Raw genomic sequence first — 17,069 nt, 5'->3', positions numbered from 1 at the left:
GTCACGGCGCGGACGTCGATGCCGAGTTCGCGGCCCAACGCGGCGACCACGCCGCGGGCCCACGACGTGACCGTTGCCGCGGCGGTGATCTTCGGCAGCAGCACATAGACGCGGTCACCAGCTGAGGCGATCTGGGCATCGACGCGGAAAGCGCTGGCGCTCAAAGCGATCACATCAGGCGGGACGACTCCGTCGAGCGCCCGGAACCCGACGAGGGCGGCGCGGGCGTCGGCGGGAATGCCGAGCTCTCGGGCCAGTGCAACGACGTCCTCGGTATCTGCGCCCGTCAGGCCGAGCATCTGTTGCACGCGTGCGGCGTGCTGTGACGGCACGGCCGCCAGTCGGGACATGATCCGGGCCGCCAACACCGCTCCGCCGCGCAGGATCTGCTCGGCGTCCTCGCTCAGCGGTGTCGACCCCTGCTGGAGCCAGATGGTTCCGGCGAACCGCGGGGTGGGGCGGCCATCGGTGCGGGGCAGATGCACACCGACGGCCAGCCGGGGCCGCAGGCCCAACTCGGGACGCTCGGCGACGCGGACCACCTCGGTGCCCGACCGCAGCGCATCGAAGATCCCCCACTGCCCGATCCACTCCAGATGCTCTGCCGGTCCCGTGCGGCCCAGGATGGTCAACCGCCTCAACTCGTCGGCTTCCTCGCTGGAGGCCGAGTAGGCCAGCATGTGGCTGTCGGCGTCCTCGATGCAGATCATGCCGCGGGTGCGATCGGCGATCGATTGCGCCAGGCCGAACAGATCGGTGCCGGACTCGCGGTCGGGGTCGTTGCGGTCGCCGTGGTGGTCCAGGGCGTAGTTCACCAGGCGGTACAGGTGCTCCCAGCGGGCCCGGGGTTCGACGGCGACGACGGCAGTGCCCAGTGCGACCGCCCGGGCCACCGCAGTGGGGGTGGGTTCCTTGACGAAGATCGCGACCGGCCGGCCCGCATGGTGTTCGAGCCAGCCCACGGCCTCGACGTCGGACGCCCCGAGCAGGAAGAACAGATCAGCCGAACCGGGGCCGACCGACAGACCCAACCGGACGTCGTCGGCATCCACGAGCGCCACCGAACTCACCGGCATGTCCAGCCCACGAGGGGCCTCGACCAGCGTGACCATCGTGCGGTCCAACGCGAGCAGCAACTGCCCGAACCCGAGACCGCCCGGCGTGGCCGCCATCGTCGCTCCTTTGTCCGATTCGACTACCCAGTGTGCCAGGACTTGTCCGATCGACTATCGGATATCGGTGACGAAACAGGGATCGTTGCTGCATGGACGCCATCACCGACGTACCCCTGCCGCAGAACGAACCGATCCACGAATACGCGCCGGGATCACCGGAACGCACCCGCCTCGCCGACGCGCTGAGCAGTCTGGCGGCGAACCCGATCGACCTGCCCCACGTCATCGGCGGTAAGCACCGGATGGGCGCCGGCACCCGCGTGGACGTGGTTCAGCCGCACCGACATTCGGCGACGCTGGGCACCCTGACCAACGCCGACCACGCCGACGCCGCCGCTGCCGTCGAGGCGGCCGTGGCAGCCAAGGCGCAGTGGGAGGCCACGCCGTTCGACGAACGCGCCGCGGTGTTCCTGCGCGCCGCCGACCTGTTGGCGGGGCCGTGGCGGGAGCGCGTCGCGGCCGCCACGATGCTGGGGCAATCCAAGACCGCGTATCAGGCCGAGATCGACTCGCCGTGCGAACTCATCGACTTCTGGCGCTTCAACGTCGGCTTCGCCCGCCAGATCCTGGCCCAGCAGCCGGTCAGCTCGCGGGGCGTGTGGAACCGCACCGACTACCGCCCGCTGGAAGGGTTCGTCTACGCGATCACCCCCTTCAACTTCACTGCCATCGCCGGGAACCTGCCCACCGCGCCGGCGCTGATGGGTAACACCGTGGTGTGGAAACCGTCCCCCACGCAGACGTTCGCGGCGTACCAGACGATGCAGTTGCTCGAGGCGGCCGGGTTGCCCCCCGGGGTGATCAACCTGCTGACCGGGGACGGGAAAGCGGTCTCGGACGTGGTGCTGGCCGACAGCAGGCTGGCCGGCATCCACTTCACCGGTTCGACCGCGACCTTCCAGCATCTGTGGCGTGAGGTCGGCACCCACATCGACCGCTACGACACCTACCCCCGACTGGTCGGCGAGACCGGCGGCAAGGACTTCGTCGTCGCTCATGCGTCGGCCCGACCAGAGGTGTTGCGCACAGCCCTGATTCGTGGTGCGTTCGACTACCAGGGACAGAAGTGTTCAGCCGCGTCGCGGGCGTTCATCCCACGCTCGCTGTGGCAGCAGATGGGCGACGACTTCCTCGGTGCCACCGACGCGCTGCGCTTCGGCGACGTCACCGATCTCGCCAACTACGGTGGCGCGCTGATCGACGAGCGGGCGTTCGCCAAGAACGTCAACGCCATCGAGCGAGCGAAGAGTGCGGCGAATGTGACGATCGCGGCCGGCGGCGAATACGACGACAGCGAAGGCTATTTCGTCAGGCCCACGGTGTTGCTGTCCGACGATCCGACCGACGAGGCGTTCTCGACCGAGTACTTCGGTCCCATCCTGGCGGTACATGTGTACCCCGACGCGGACTACGGGCGGATTCTCGACGTCGTCGACGCCGGGGCCCGATACGCCCTGACCGGTGCGGTGATCGCCGACGACCGATCCGCGGTGCTGCAGGCCGAGCAACGACTTCGGCACGCAGCGGGCAACTTCTACGTCAACGACAAACCGACCGGCGCGGTGGTGGGTCAACAGCCGTTCGGCGGTTCGCGCGCGTCGGGCACCAACGACAAGGCCGGTTCGCCGCAGAACCTGCTGCGCTGGACCTCGGCCCGGTCGATCAAGGAGACGTTCGTGCCACCCACCGATCACGGCTATCCGCACATGGAGTCGTGACAATGGGCATGTTCGAGCGATTCGCCCGGCCGGTGATCCTCGCTGCGGGCGACCGCGAGGGGCTGCGCCGGACGGCCGAGCGGTTGCCGATGACGCGCGACGTCGTCCATCGATTCGTTCCCGGGGAGAGCATCACCGAGGTGATGAGTTCAGTTGAGCCGCTTAGGGTTTCCCGCCGCCTGGTCTCGATCGACTACCTCGGGGAGGACGTCACCGACGCCGATACCGCCGAGGCCACCGTCGAGGCATACCTGCAGCTGTTGGAAGCCCTGGCTGGCCGTGGCGAAGCGCGCGACGAGGTCCTTCCACTGGAGGTGTCGCTCAAACTGTCCGCACTGGGCCAGGCGCTGCCACGCGACGGTGAGAAGATCGCGCTGGAGAATGCGCGTGCGATCTGCGAACGGGCCCAACAGTCGGGGATCTGGGTGACCGTCGACGCCGAAGACCACACCACCACCGACTCGACGCTGTCGATCGTGCGCGAGCTACGCACCGACTTCCAGTGGGTGGGCACGGTGCTACAGGCCTACCTCAAGCGCACCCACGCCGACTGTGTCGAGTTCGCCGGCGGTCCCGTCGGCTCCTCGCCCGAGGAATCGTCGGGCGGCGCCCGGATCCGGTTGTGCAAGGGCGCTTACGACGAGCCGGCGTCCGTCGCCTTCCGGGACCGGGAGGCGGTCACCGATTCCTACCTGCGGTGTCTGGGCGTGCTGATGGCCGGTGACGGCTATCCGATGGTGGCCTCCCACGACCCCGAGATCATCGCCGCCGTACCGGGACTGGTTCGCGAGAACAGCCGCGGCGTCGACGATTTCGAGTACCAGATGCTCTACGGTATCCGCGACGCCGAGCAACGCAGGCTTGCCCAGGAAGGCAATCATGTGCGCGTCTACGTACCCTTCGGCACCCAGTGGTACGGCTACTTCGTCCGGCGGCTCGCCGAGCGTCCGGCCAACCTCACGTTCTTCCTGCGGGCGCTCGCCGAACGCCGCTGAGCCGACGGCGCTGAGCCAACGCCGTTGAGCCCACGGCGTTGAGACTGCGCTCATGGCGCGGTTCTCTCGAACATCTGCGCCCTGACTGCAGTCTCGATGAGTCCTTGTGCCCTCAGTCGCGGGTGCGTTTCGAGAATCTGCCCTCGGTGACCTCGTCCCACTTCTGATACACCTGGTCGACCTGCGGGTTGCCCTGCTCCTTGATCCAGTCGCACGTCGTCACATACGTCGACGGATTGGTGACGATGATCGTGTGCAACTCAGGCCGCTTGCGGGCCAGGGCCTCCAACTCCTCGGGCGAGGTCGACGGATCGGCGGCCCGCAGAGCGTCCAGCGGGTCGGGCAGCGCGCCGCGGGGCGCGTCGTGAGCCGCCAGGTCGCCCGGCTGCTCGTCGTCGGTCCGACTGTTCAGCAACAGGTTCAGCAGGATCGCGGTGATGGCGCCCGCCGAGATGCCGGAGTGGAAGATCGTCTGGAACCAGTCGGGGAACTGGTGGTACAGGTCCAGCGCCACATTGACCGGCGAATCGGACAGCGACCGGTCGGTGTAGTACAGCTTGGCCTCGGTCAGCATGGCGACACCGACCGAGATCGCCACGACCAGGATGTTGGTGTTGGTGAACTTGACCTTCGTCAGCGTGCGGATGCCGCTGGCCGCGACCATGCCGAAGAGCGCCACGCCGGCGCCGCCGAGCACCGGCAGCGGGATGCCCTCCACCACCGCGGCCATCTTCGGCAGCAGACCGAGGAGCACCAGGATGATGCCGGCGACGGTCGCGACATGGCGGGTGCGGACCCCGGTGATCGCGACGAGCCCCACATTCTGGGCGAACGCCGTGTAGGGAAAGGTGTTGAACACCCCGCCGATGACGGTGCCCAGTCCGTCGGCGCGCAATCCGTCGGCCAGCTTCTGCGGGGTGATCTTCTCGTCGACGATCTCGCCGACCGCCACGATGTCGCCGGTCGTCTCGGTCATGATCACGATCCCGACGATGAGCAGCGCGATGATCGAGCTGATCTCGAAGGTCGGCAACCCGAACTGGAACGGGGTGACGATGCCGATCCAGCTGTAGTCGCCCATGTGGCTCCAGTTGGTCATGCCGAACGGAATCGCCACGATCGTTCCGATGAGCAGTCCCAGCAGGATCGACACCCGCCGCAGACTCTCGGGCGCGAACCTCTCGATGACAAGAATCGTGACGAGGGTGAAGAAGCCCATGCCGATCGCCGCGGGTGAACCGAAGTCCGCGCCGGTGGCGGTGCCGCCGCCGAACCACCCGGCGGCCACCCGCATCAGCGACACGCCGATGATCAGGATGATCGTGCCGGTGACCAGCGGAGGGAAGAAGCGGATCAGCTTGCCGAACACCGGGGCGAGCAACATCATGAACAGCCCGCACGCGATCACCGAGCCGTAGATCGTGGTCACGCCGTGGTTCAGGCCGATGGTGATCATCGGGCCCACCGCGGCGAACGTCACGCCCTGCATCAGCGGCAGTCGCACGCCGAACCGCCAGAACCCGACGGCCTGGATGATGGTCGCGATGCCGGCCACGAACAGGTCGGCCATGATCAGGTGGACGATGTCGGACTGCTCCAGTTGCCCCGCGCTGACCATGGCGCCGCCGACGATCAGCGGCACCGCCACCGCGCCGGCGTACATGGCCAGCACATGCTGGACACCGAGGGGCAGCAGCCGTTTCAGCGGTGGAACCTCGTCGACCGGTCTCCTACCTGTTCTGCCCTGGGTCAGGATCTTGGTCAGTGTCGCCATCTGAAACTCAGCTCCCCGCCTGTGCGCTGCCCACGCCACATGGCGACCGGGCCGAAGGCCCAATCTTCGAAGCCGTTGGTTTCGGGAGTTTTCCCTGTCTGTGACCGGGGGGTTACGTCGGGTACGCCGCGACGGGCATGACGATGCTGCCCTTGCACACGCCCTCGAGGATCTCGGTGCGCCAGGTTCCGTACATCGACCCGTCCAGCGTGGGCGCATAGAACACCAGCGAACGGGCCGAGGCGTACTCGCGCGGCACGTCGTCGCCCCGGAAGCACTCCCACTGCCAGTTGTAGTTGAACACCCACTGCTTGCCGTCCCACGTGTAGCGGCTCGGCTGCGGGACGGTGGGGTTGCTCGGCGCCGGGCCGTCGGCCGCGGTGGCCACGCAGGTGCCCGCACAGGACGTGCTGAACGTGTACTGCCCGCTGAAATCGGGTTCGGGCTGGCGGGCGGCGATGCTGGTACCGATCTTGTCCGATGCAAAGGTCACCATGGTGTAGCGCCCGCTCCACTCCGCGGGTGCTGCCTGCGCCGTGGCTACGGTGCAAATACCCGCGGCCGCAACAAGAGTCGCGGTGGCGAGTGCAGTGCGCGCCCGTCGGGCAGACATGGATTCCTCACGATGGTCTGGGTGTGGCAGTTGAAACCTAATTGTCCTGACAGTCAACGTGCCTGACCGACACGGCGGGTTGGGGCACAGTTGGATCACGGGTTGGTCTCGGAGCCCGCGAACGAATCACGTTCGTGCGGAACGGTGCTCGGCGTCAGCCCGCGGAGAGCAACAGCAGCGTCCACGCGGCGAGCGACTGCGCGTCGGTGATGACGCCGTCTCGCATCATCGCCTCGACTTCGGTGCGGGTGAACCACGCGCTGCGCATGTCCTGTTCCTCGTGCTCGCGCTCATGGGGACCCTCGGTGATCCCGGTGGCGAGGAAGACCCGCCCGCGCTGGCTGCTCATTCCGGGGGCGACGTCGAGCAGCCCGAGTTCGGTCATCGACTCGGCACGCAACCCCGTCTCCTCCCGGAGCTCGCGCGCGGCGAGCTCGGCCGGATCGATGTCGGCCCGACCTGGTGCGGTGCCCTGCGGAAACTCCCAGCGCCTCAGGCCCAGGGGGTAGCGGAACTGTTCGACGAGGTGGAACCGGTCGGTTTCCTGGGGAATCACCAGCGCATAGGCGGGCTTGTCGACGACTGCGTAGATGCCGCTGCTGCCGTCGGGCCTGCGGATGTCGTCCTCCCTCAGGGTCAGCCAGTTGTTCCGGTACACCTCGCGCGACCCCACGGCCTGGATCGAATCCACCGCTCCAGTATGGGGAGTAGCCTCAGTTTCCGTGCTGCTGGCCTCCTTGAACCCCGCGGCCGTCGCCGCCGGAGCAGACCTTGCCGATGCGTTGCGGATCGACGGAACGACGTTGAGCCGCAGTGATCTGGTCGGTGCGGCGACCTCGGTCGCCGAACGTGTCGGTCACGCGAGCCGGATCGCGGTGCTGGCCACGCCCACACCTGCCACCGTGCTCGCCATCGCGGGCTGTCTGATCGCCGGGGTGCCCGTGGTGCCCGTGCCCGCCGATGTCGGGGTGGCCGAGCGGCGTCACATCCTCGCCGATTCCGGTGCCCAGGCCTGGCTCGGTGACAAGCCCGAGGACACCGAGGGGCTCGGGCACATCCCCGTCAGGCTGCACGCCCGCTCCTGGCACCGGTATGCCGAACCGGCACCTGACGCCACGGCGCTGATCGTCTACACCTCCGGCACCACCGGGTTGCCCAAGGGCGTTGTGATGAGCCGTCGTGCGATCGCCGCCGACATCGACATGCTTGCCACGGCGTGGCAGTGGACTGCCGACGACACCCTGGTGCACGGGCTGCCGCTGTACCACGTGCACGGTCTGGTGCTGGGACTGCTGGGGTCGCTGCGCATCGGGAATCGCTTCGTGCACACCGGCAAACCCGCCCCTGCGGCATACGCTCACGCGGTGTCCGAGCTCGGGGGATCGTTGGTATTCGGGGTTCCGACGGTGTGGTCGCGGATCGTGGACGACGGCGATGCGGCGCGGGCGCTGTCCTCGGCGCGGCTGCTCGTCTCCGGCAGCGCGCCGCTGCCGGTTCCGGTTTTCGACGGGCTCGCCGCGCTGAGCGGACATCAGCCCGTGGAGCGCTACGGCAGCACCGAAGCCTTGATCACGATGAGCACCCTGGCGACCGGGGAGCGCCGCCCCGGCTGGGTCGGGTTGCCGCTGATCGGCGTCCAGACGCGGTTGGGTTCCGAGGACGGCGGCGACGTGCCTCACGACGGGGAAACCATCGGACGGCTGCACGTCAAGAGCCCCACGATGTTCGACGGCTACCTCAACCGTCCGGACGCCACCGCGGAGGTGCTCAGCGCCGACGGGTGGTACCACACCGGCGATGTCGCCGTCATCGACCACGACGGGATGCACCGGATCGTGGGCCGGGAATCGGTCGACCTCATCAAGACCGGAGGCTTTCGGGTGGGCGCGGGGGAGATCGAGACCGTGCTTCTGGGGCATGCCGGCGTGCGGGAAGTCGCGGTGGTCGGTGCCCCCGACGAGGATCTCGGTCAACGCATCGTCGCGTTCGTGGTCGGTGACGCGGCGCCCGATGAGCTGATCGATTTCGTGGCACAACAACTCTCGGCGCACAAGCGGCCACGTGTGGTGAGACTGGTGGACAGTCTGCCCCGCAACGCCATGGGTAAGGTGCTGAAGAAGGAACTGATGCAATGGGTTTGAGGTTCACCGAGGTCTGCATCGATGCCGCCGACATCCATGCGCTGGCATCGTGGTGGTCGCAGGTGCTGGGCTGGCCGCAGGAGCCCACCGAGGACGGCGACGTGAAGCTGCGGGCCCCCGACGGCGCGGGACCGGACTGGCTGTTCCTCGCGGTACCCGACGGCAAGGTGGTCAAGAACCGCATCCACTTCGATTTCACCCCTGAGGACCAGAACGCCGAGGTCGCGCGGGTGCTCGCCTTGGGCGCCAAGCATGTCGACGTCGGGCAGGGTGACCAGAGTTGGGTGGTGCTCGCCGATCCCGAGGGAAACGAGTTCTGCATCCTGGCCGCTCCGTGACCCCCCATTCCCCGCGAGCGCGCGGGTCTGCACACGACACGCCGCGCCCGGCCGGCATTTCGCGCGCGCTCGTGGCGATCGGCGGCGCGCTCGGTGTCCTGCTGGTCTCGGCGTGTGGGCAGTCTCCCGAGGTCGCCCTGGTGCAGACCAGCATTCTGGTACCCCCGGCTCCCGAACCCCCGGCTCCTGTACCGCCGGCACCAGCACCCGGCGATACCTTCGACATCGGACCCGCTGCGGTCGACACCACCGGCGGCTGGTTGCCCGACGGCACCATGCTGTCACCGTTCGATGTGTCGAATCCCATTCTCTCGCAACTCGACCCGGCATTGCTGCAGGCAGTCCAGGAAGCGGCCCGTGCGGCGGAGGCTCAGGGTGTCCAGCTCTGGGTCACCTCAGGGTGGCGTTCGAAAGGCTTCCAGCAGAGGCTGTTCGACAACGCGGTGGTCAGCTACGGCAGTGTTGGCGGCGCCGCCGAGTTCGTCGCAACGCCCGAGGTGTCCAAGCACGTCACCGGACAGGCGATCGACATCGGTCCGGTCGAGGCCGACATGTGGTTGATCGCCAACGGCAGCCGCTTCGGGCTGTGTCAGATCTACGCCAACGAGATCTGGCACTTCGAGCTCGCCGCCGACATGAACGGCAACTGCCCGCCGCTACGACCCAACGCCGCGGGGTGACTAGTTGGCGTGCAGCGCCTCGTTGAGGGTGATGCCGGTGCCGTCGCGCTTGACGACCTCGACCGCTCCGGTCACCGAGTTGCGGCGGAACAGCAGGTTGTTCGCCCCGGACAGCTCGCGCGCCTTGACGGTCTGACCATCGCCTGTCTGCACCTTGGTGCCGGCGGTGACGTAGAGCCCCGCTTCGATGACGCAGTCGTCGCCCAGGGAGATGCCCAGGCCGGCGTTGGCGCCGAGCAGGCACCGCTTGCCCACCGAGATGACCTCCTTGCCACCGCCCGACAGCGTGCCCATGATCGAGGCGCCGCCGCCGACGTCTGAGCCGTCGTCGACCACCACACCGGCCGAGATCCTGCCCTCGACCATCGAGGAGCCCAGCGTGCCCGCGTTGTAGTTCACGAAGCCCTCATGCATGACCGTGGTGCCCGATGCCAGGTGCGCGCCCAGCCGGACCCGGTCGGCGTCGGCGACGCGCACGCCGGAGGGGACCACGTAGTCGACCATCCGGGGGAACTTGTCGACCCCGTAGACGGTGACCTGGCCGCGCCTGCGCAGTCGGGCCCGCACGATCTCGAAACCGTCGATCGAGCATGGGCCGTGGCTGGTCCACACGACGTTGGCCAGCACCCCGAAGATTCCGTCCAGGTTCGCGCCGCGCGGCTGGACCAGGCGGTGGGAGAGCAGGTGCAACCGCAGGTAGGCGTCGTACCCGTCGGCGGGCTTGTCGTCGAGCGACGCGATGACGGTCCGCACCACCACGGTCTCGACGTCGCGGTCGTCGTCGCGCCCGGCCAGGGCGGCCAGTTCCTCGGGTACCTCGGCCACCGAGAGCCGGGCCGTACCCGACGGGCCGTCGCCGATCAGCTCGGGTGCCGGGAACCACGTGTCGAGGACGGTTCCGTCGGCCGCGATCGTCGCCACTCCGACGCCTGATGCTCCAGTCACGGTGCTCCAGGCTACCGGTGCGCCTAGCATCGCTTCACGGGGTCCCGACCAGCGAGGAGGCGCATCATGAGCGGGGACGTGACATTGCGCCAGCTGCGATACTTCGCCGCGCTCGGTGAGGAGTTGAACTACCGGCGTGCAGCGGAGATGTTGTTCATCACCCAACCGGCGCTGTCGACCGCGATCAAGCAACTCGAGCACCAGTTCGGAGTTGTGCTGTTCACCCGGAACACGCGCGAGGTGGCACTGACCGATCTGGGCGCCGCCTGGCTGCCGCAGGTGCAGCAGGCCCTGGCCGGTGTGGACGCCGTCGTCGAGAATCTCGTCACGCTGTCCGGCACCCGGCAGGGCCGGTTGCGCCTCGGCTACCTGATCGGCACAGGCGCGGATCTCTTGTTCCGGGTCGCCCGTCATTTCGAATCCGCCTATCCGGACGTGACGGTCGAGCCCATCGAATTCGACTTCTCCGACCCCACTGCAGGTTTGGCCGACGGGGCGACCGAGGTCGCGCTGATCCGTCCGCCGGTCGATCTGCCCAACCATCGCATGTTGATCCTGGACTCCGAGTCCTGGATGGCCTGCCTGCCACGGGATCACCGGTTGGCCGAACGGGCCGAGGTCGGCATTTCCGAGCTCCTCGACGATCCCATCGTGTGCGCGCCGCTGACCGCGGGCACCTGGCGCGATTACTGGCTGGCGATGGACGTCCGTGGCAACCGCCCCCCGAACATCGCGGCTGTTGCAGCGACGTACGAAGCGGAGACGACCTCGATCGCCCGGGGGCTCGGCATCAGCTTCACGACCTCCTCGGTGGCCCGGTTCTACGACCGTCCGGGCATCGTCTACGTGCCGATCACAGATCGGCCGCCCAGCCACACGGCTCTCGCGTGGAATCCGGCGGCCCTGAGTCCGCAGGCCGAGGCGCTGGTCCGGTACGTCCAAGAGCACTGGAACTTCGGCGACGGTCGGGACCGGCAAGCGTCGGCGACCTAGTTATGACCGGCATTGATAACCGCAGCTTATGAGCACATCAAAACATCGAACTTCCGGTGTGCGCCAAACAGGGCTTCCCTGTCATCAGTTCCTCGATAACCCGTTCTGAATCCGTCGCTACTCTCGCCCCCTGCGTCTGACCTGGAGAGACCATGACCGATGCCCCCGCACGCCCCACCGATTCATCGCCACCAGCGCTGAACACCGAAGACCGGAAGCTCGCCGAGCTCGGGTATGTCCAGAAGCTCGACCGCTCGGTCGGGACGTGGGCGTCCTTCGCGATCGGGTTTGCGACGATCAGTGCCACGACCGCCGTGTTCACCGGCTTCGGCGCCGGCTACTTCTCGGCAGGAGCCCCGTTCGTCTGGACGCTGCTGCTCGCCGGCGCGGTGTTCGCCCTGTGGGCGTTCATCGCCGCCGACCTGACCGCCAAGCTCCCGCTGGCCGGCTACTCGTATCAGTGGATCAGCCGGATCAACGGTCCGGACCTGGCCTGGTTCACCGGGTTCATCGCTTTGATGGGCTGGGTCTGTGGCATGACGGGCGTCGGCTTCATCCTGTCCGGCTATCTCGGCGGGTTGTTCGGCTGGGCGATGACGCAGACCGCGCAGATCCTGGTCGCGATCGGCGTCGTCTTCCTCTGCGTGCTGATCAACATCTATGGCGTCAAGTTCGCGACGATGGTCAACAACATCGGCGTCAGCCTGGAACTCGTCGTCACCGTCGGTGCGACCGCTCTGATCGCGATCATCGCGTTCTCGTCACCCGAGAACCACCAACCGTTGTCGGTGCTGTTCACCGGTGGAGAATCCGGCGACAAGGACTCCTACATGATCGCCTGGTTGGCCGCAGCTCTTGGACCTTTCTTCGGATTGATCGGCGTCGAGTCCGGCGCCGATGTGGCCGAGGAGACCAAGAACGCCCGGCACGTGGTGCCGCGCACGATGATGTACGCCCTGGTGGCGTCCATCGTGATCGAGTTGACGATGTACATCGTGTTCGTCCTGGCCATCCGCGATACCGATGCTGTTGCCGCCAACTCCGCGGCGCCCATCGAGGAGATCATCAACCAGCAGGCCGGGCCTGTCGTCACCAAAATCATTGTGGCCGTGGCGCTGACAAACATCCTGGCCTGCCTGCTGGCCAACATCCTGGTCGCCACCCGGCTGGCCTACTCGATGGCCCGCGACAACATGCTGCCGTTCTCACACATCTGGCGCCACGTCTCGCCGACCCGCAAGACGCCCACCTATTCGATCCTCTGCCTCGGCGGCCTGTCGACCCTGTTGCTGTTGTCGGCACTGGTCAACGAGAAGGCCTTCAGCTTCATTCTCGGTATCGCCTCGTTGCTGTTCTTCTTCGTCTACATCCTGCAGACCATCGGACTGCTCGTGGGTTACCGCAGGGGCACCATTCCGGCGCCGGAGCCCGGCACATTCGACCTCGGCCGCTGGCGGCTGCCGGTCTACATCACCGCGCTGGTGGTGTTCCTCGGGGTCGCCGCCAACCTGGTATTCCTGCCACAGTTCGCCAGCAACAAATGGGTGTTCCTCGGGATCGTCGTCGTCGCCGCGATCTGGTGGGCGACCGGCCTCAAGGCGCGGCTGCGAAATGGTGACGCCGGGCAGAACTACGCCAAGACCCACTCCGACTGAAAATCAGCTACCAGCAAAGGACTTCAGGCAATGACCACTACCGCAGACATCGGCACCAGCAACCTGGTCGCCGTCGAACCGGGCGCCGCCATCCGCGAGAACACGCCACCGGGATCGGTGATCCAGTACAGCGACTACGAACTCGACACGTCCAGCCCGTTCGCGGGTGGCGTGGCGTGGATCGAGGGCGAGTTCATTCCCGCCGAGGACGCCAGGATCTCGATCTTCGACACCGGTTTCGGGCACTCCGATGTGACCTACACCGTCGCGCATGTGTGGCATGGCAACATCTTCCGGCTTGACGACCACATCGACCGGCTGCTCGACGGCGCCCGCAAGCTTCGGCTCGATGCCGGGATGAGCAAGGACGAACTCGCCGAGATCACCAAGAAGTGCGTTTCGATGTCGCAGTTGCGTGAGTCGTTCGTCAACCTGACGGTCACCCGTGGGTACGGAAAGAAGAAGGGGGAGAAGGATTTGTCGAAGCTCACCCATCAGGTCTACATCTACGCCATCCCCTATCTGTGGGCGTTCCCGCCGGACGAGCAGATCTTCGGCACCACCGCGATCGTGCCGCGCCACGTCCGGCGCGCCGGCCGCAATACGGTGGATCCGACGATCAAGAACTACCAGTGGGGTGATTTGACGGCCGCCAGCTTCGAGGCCAAGGACCGGGGCGCACGCACCGCGATCCTTCTGGACTCCGACAACTGCGTTGCCGAGGGCCCCGGCTTCAACGTCTGTGTCGTCAAGGACGGCAAGCTGGCCTCACCGTCGCGGAACGCCCTGCCCGGCATCACCCGCAAGACAGTGTTCGAGATCGCCGAGACGATGGGTATCGAAGCGACGCTGCGGGACGTCTCCAGCCGTGAACTCTATGACGCTGACGAGCTGATGGCCGTGACCACCGCGGGTGGCGTCACTCCGATCAACACCCTGGACGGTGAACCGATCGGGAACGGCGTGCCGGGGCCGATGACGGTCGCCATCCGGGACCGGTTCTGGGCATTGATGGACGAGCCCTCGCCGCTGATCGAGCCCATCCGGTACTGACGCGGCCCCCGGGGGCGAGCGACTAACGTGGTGACCCGTGCTGGATCTACGACGCGACCCTGTTGCGCTCACCGCGGCGCTGGTGGACATCCCCAGCGAATCGCGTCACGAGACGCGCATCGCCGACGAGATCGAGGTTGCGCTGCGCGAGCAGACCACCGGTTTCGAGGTGGTGCGGCACGGTGACGCGGTGCTCGCCCGCACCAACCTGGGCAGGCCGTCGCGGGTGTTGCTCGCCGGCCACACCGACACGGTGCCCGCCGCCGACAACCTGCCCAGTCGGCTCGTCGACGGTGTGCTCCACGGCTGCGGAACCTCGGACATGAAGTCGGGGGACGCGGTGTTCCTGCACCTGGCCGCCACCGTCGCCGACCCCGCCCACGACATCACGCTGGTGATGTACGACTGCGAGGAGGTCGAGGCGTCGGCCAACGGACTCGGCCGCATCGAGCGGCAGATGCCCGAGTGGCTCGAAGCCGACGTGGCGATCCTCGGGGAGCCGTCGGGGGGCTTCATCGAGGCCGGGTGCCAGGGCACCCTGCGTGTGGTGCTCAGCGCCGCGGGCACACGTGCGCATTCTGCGCGATCCTGGTTGGGAGACAACGCCATCCACAAGCTGGGTGAGGTGCTCGCCAGGCTCGCGGAGTACCGGCCGCGCAGCGTGGACATCGATGGATGCGAGTACCGCGAGGGACTTTCGGCGGTACGCATCGACGGTGGCATCGCCGGAAACGTCATCCCGGACGCGGCGACGCTGACGGTCAACTTCCGGTTCGCCCCGGACCGCACCGTCGAACAGGCCTTCGCGCACGTGCGCGAGGTCTTCGACGGACTCGATGTCGGCATGGAGCTCACGGACTCGGCGGCAGGTGCGCTACCGGGCCTCACCCGACCGGCCGCGGCCGCCCTGGTCGAGGCCGCCGGTGGGCAGGTCCGCGCGAAGTACGGCTGGACCGACGTCGCCCGGTTCGCGGCGTTGGGCATTCCCGCCGTCAACTACGGCCCCGGTGACCCCAACCTGGCGCACCGCGCCGACGAGCGCGTCGACGTGGAGCAGATCACCGCGACCACCGACACGTTGCGCCGCTACTTAATCGGTTGACGCCGCCGCTAGCCTGGAAACCATGCTGGGAGCAGACGACATCTCCGGATAGCTCCGGAGACCTCACCGTCCACCTCTGATCGTCGGGCGTTCTGCTGCCCGCTTCTCGAGAGATCCCGTATGTCTTCCTCCGTGAGTTTTTCCGGTGTGTCCTTTTCCTGGCCCGACGACACACCGCTGTTCACCGACCTGTCGTTCACGGTCGGACCCGGCCGAACCGGGCTGGTCGCCCCCAACGGTGCAGGCAAGAGCGCGTTGCTGCGCGTGATCGCCGGTGACCTTCGACCCACCGCCGGGTCGGTGACCGTCGACGGCACAATCGGTTACCTGCCCCAGACGCTGCCGCTGCTCGACGACCGCACCGTCGCCGAACTGCTCGGGGTCGCGGCCACGATCGAGGCACTGGATGCGTTGACCGCGGGCGATTCCAGCGAGTCCGTGTTCGCCGCCATCGGGGAGGACTGGGACATCGAGGAACGCGCCCGCGCTGAACTCGATCGTCTCGGTCTCGGCCATGTCACGCTCGACCGGTCGCTGCGCACGCTGTCGGGCGGTGAGGTGGTCACCCTCGGTGTCGCCCGGGAACTGTTGCGGCGCCCCGATGTGCTGCTGCTCGACGAGCCGACCAACAACCTCGACACCGCTGCCCGAGCGCGGCTCTACAGCGCGCTCGACGACTTCACCGGTTGTCTTCTGCTGGTCAGCCACGATCGGGTGCTGCTGGACCGGATGGACCGGATCGCCGAGCTGTACCGCGGTGAGATCGTGTTCTACGGGGGCGATTTCACCGCCTACCGGGCCGCGGTGGAGCAGACCCAGCACGCAGCGCAGACTGCGGTGCGCAGCGCCGAGCAACACCTCAAACACGAGAAACGCCAGCGGCAACAGTCCAGGGAGCGGACGGCCCGACGGTCGGGCACCGCCAAGCGCACCCTCAAGGATGCCGGGTTGCCGAAGATCGTCGCGGGCGCGATGAAACGGCGAGCGCAGGAAACCGCGGGACGTACCGACGACGTCCACGCCAAGCGGATCGACGGCGCGAGGGCCCGTCTCGAAGGGGCTGAGCAGGCGCTTCGCGACGATGCCGACCTTGTCCTCGAGGTGCCTGACAGTGCGACACCTGCAGGCCGAACGGTATTGGAGGTCAACGGGTTATGCGTCCGGCGAGGCGGCCGTGCGGTGGTGCGAGAGGCGAATCTCGCGGTCCGCGGCCCGGAACGGATCGCACTGACCGGAGCCAACGGAGCAGGCAAGACGACGCTGCTGCGGACCCTGCTGGGGGACATCGCCCCCGACGAGGGCACAGTCCACGTGGCCGACGGGCGGGTGGCGTACCTGTCGCAGCGCCTCGATCTTCTCGACGGCGACAGGACGCTCGCCGAGAATCTCGCGGACTTCGCGCCGAGCCTGTCTGTGACGCGGCGCAGACACCTGTTGGCGCAGTTCCTGTTCGGTGATGACGACGTCGACAGAGTCGTCTCGGCCCTGTCTGGAGGTGAGCGGCTCCGCGCAACTCTGGCATGTGTGCTCTTCGCCGAACCGGCGCCGCACCTGTTACTGCTCGACGAGCCGACCAACAACCTCGACCTCGGTAGCGTCGCCCAGTTGGAGAACGCGCTGGCCTCCTACCGGGGAGCGTTCGTCGTGGTCAGCCACGACAACTCGTTCCTGACCGCGATCGGCGTGGAACGTGTGCTGCACCTCGCGGATGGCAGGCTGGTGGAGGGCTAGTGGACGGCCGCCAGCGCGGTACGGCCGAAGTGGCAGTCGACCTGCCCGCACAGCCGGGCCAGGGTGTCGACTCCCCGCGGATCGCCGAGGCGTACCGCGTCGACCGCGGCCCGCAGCGCCACCGCGTTCTGGGCGCCACGCTCGGCGGCCTTGACC

The 17,069-nt window shown here is 67.4% G+C and carries 15 protein-coding genes; 10 read left to right on the top strand and 5 right to left on the bottom strand.

Annotated elements, in window-relative coordinates; all coding sequences use genetic code 11:
* A partial coding sequence (locus WA965_RS29945) for a PucR family transcriptional regulator (RefSeq protein ID WP_526448324.1) occupies positions 1–1,172 on the bottom strand: 1,172 nt, incomplete at its 3' end.
* A gap of 92 nt (positions 1,173–1,264) precedes the next feature.
* On the opposite strand from WA965_RS29945, the gene pruA reads away from it, so the two are divergent.
* Positions 1,265–2,893 (top strand): L-glutamate gamma-semialdehyde dehydrogenase, encoded by a 1,629-nt coding sequence (pruA, locus tag WA965_RS29940; RefSeq protein WP_526296556.1) that lies wholly within the window; start codon positions 1,265–1,267, stop codon positions 2,891–2,893.
* 2 nt (positions 2,894–2,895) lie between these two features.
* On the top strand, positions 2,896–3,888 hold the full coding sequence (locus WA965_RS29935; RefSeq protein ID WP_526296554.1) for a proline dehydrogenase family protein: 993 nt from the start codon (positions 2,896–2,898) through the stop codon (positions 3,886–3,888).
* 112 nt (positions 3,889–4,000) lie between these two features.
* Here the strand turns inward: WA965_RS29935 and WA965_RS29930 are convergent, their stop codons facing one another.
* The 3 genes from WA965_RS29930 to WA965_RS29920 form a co-directional block, all read right to left on the bottom strand.
* Positions 4,001–5,662, bottom strand: coding sequence for a nucleobase:cation symporter-2 family protein (locus tag WA965_RS29930; RefSeq protein WP_526448323.1), 1,662 nt, complete (start codon positions 5,660–5,662; stop codon positions 4,001–4,003).
* A 112-nt stretch (positions 5,663–5,774) separates the two neighbouring features.
* On the bottom strand, positions 5,775–6,275 hold the full coding sequence (locus tag WA965_RS29925; RefSeq protein WP_526296550.1) for an Rv2253 family sensor-like surface protein: 501 nt from the start codon (positions 6,273–6,275) through the stop codon (positions 5,775–5,777).
* A 154-nt stretch (positions 6,276–6,429) separates the two neighbouring features.
* Positions 6,430–6,966, bottom strand: coding sequence for an NUDIX domain-containing protein (locus WA965_RS29920; protein ID WP_526296548.1), 537 nt, complete (start codon positions 6,964–6,966; stop codon positions 6,430–6,432).
* A gap of 31 nt (positions 6,967–6,997) precedes the next feature.
* Between WA965_RS29920 and WA965_RS29915 the strand changes: the two genes are divergently transcribed.
* The 3 genes from WA965_RS29915 to WA965_RS29905 all read left to right on the top strand — a co-directional run bounded on the left by WA965_RS29915 (position 6,998) and on the right by WA965_RS29905 (position 9,434).
* On the top strand, positions 6,998–8,416 hold the full coding sequence (locus WA965_RS29915) for an AMP-binding protein (RefSeq protein ID WP_526296546.1): 1,419 nt from the start codon (positions 6,998–7,000) through the stop codon (positions 8,414–8,416).
* Positions 8,407–8,754 (top strand): VOC family protein, encoded by a 348-nt coding sequence (locus tag WA965_RS29910; protein ID WP_526296544.1) that lies wholly within the window; start codon positions 8,407–8,409, stop codon positions 8,752–8,754. Before WA965_RS29915 ends, WA965_RS29910 begins: the two co-directional genes overlap by 10 nt.
* A gap of 71 nt (positions 8,755–8,825) precedes the next feature.
* Positions 8,826–9,434 carry a M15 family metallopeptidase gene (locus tag WA965_RS29905; protein ID WP_526448322.1) on the top strand — a complete coding sequence of 203 codons (609 nt, stop codon included), beginning with the start codon at positions 8,826–8,828 and terminating at the stop codon, positions 9,432–9,434.
* On the opposite strand, the gene dapD is transcribed toward WA965_RS29905, so the two are convergent.
* Positions 9,435–10,409 carry a 2,3,4,5-tetrahydropyridine-2,6-dicarboxylate N-succinyltransferase gene (gene dapD, locus WA965_RS29900; RefSeq protein WP_526296542.1) on the bottom strand — a complete coding sequence of 325 codons (975 nt, stop codon included), beginning with the start codon at positions 10,407–10,409 and terminating at the stop codon, positions 9,435–9,437.
* Between the two features lie 36 nt (positions 10,410–10,445).
* Here dapD and WA965_RS29895 point away from each other — a divergent pair, with 36 nt between their 5' ends.
* From WA965_RS29895 to WA965_RS29875, 5 genes are all read left to right on the top strand, one after another.
* A complete protein-coding gene (locus tag WA965_RS29895; RefSeq protein WP_526296540.1) occupies positions 10,446–11,372 on the top strand; it encodes a LysR family transcriptional regulator in 927 nt (308 codons plus the stop codon).
* Positions 11,373–11,524: 152 nt separating this feature from the next.
* Positions 11,525–13,027, top strand: a complete 1,503-nt coding sequence (locus WA965_RS29890) for an amino acid permease (protein ID WP_526448321.1) — start codon at positions 11,525–11,527, stop codon at positions 13,025–13,027.
* 30 nt (positions 13,028–13,057) lie between these two features.
* Entirely contained in the window at positions 13,058–14,080 is a 1,023-nt protein-coding gene (locus WA965_RS29885; protein ID WP_526296536.1) for an aminotransferase class IV, read from the top strand.
* Positions 14,081–14,117: 37 nt separating this feature from the next.
* Positions 14,118–15,182, top strand: a complete 1,065-nt coding sequence (gene dapE, locus WA965_RS29880; protein ID WP_526296534.1) for a succinyl-diaminopimelate desuccinylase — start codon at positions 14,118–14,120, stop codon at positions 15,180–15,182.
* A gap of 120 nt (positions 15,183–15,302) precedes the next feature.
* On the top strand, positions 15,303–16,913 hold the full coding sequence (locus WA965_RS29875) for an ABC-F family ATP-binding cassette domain-containing protein (protein ID WP_526296532.1): 1,611 nt from the start codon (positions 15,303–15,305) through the stop codon (positions 16,911–16,913).
* The last annotated feature ends 156 nt before the right edge of the window (positions 16,914–17,069 follow it).

Source organism: Mycobacterium sp. (assembly GCF_049683935.1).
Lineage (GTDB): Bacteria > Actinomycetota > Actinomycetes > Mycobacteriales > Mycobacteriaceae > Mycobacterium.
Note: the sequence above shows the minus strand (reverse complement) of the source record. Positions and strands in the feature narration are given on the sequence as shown.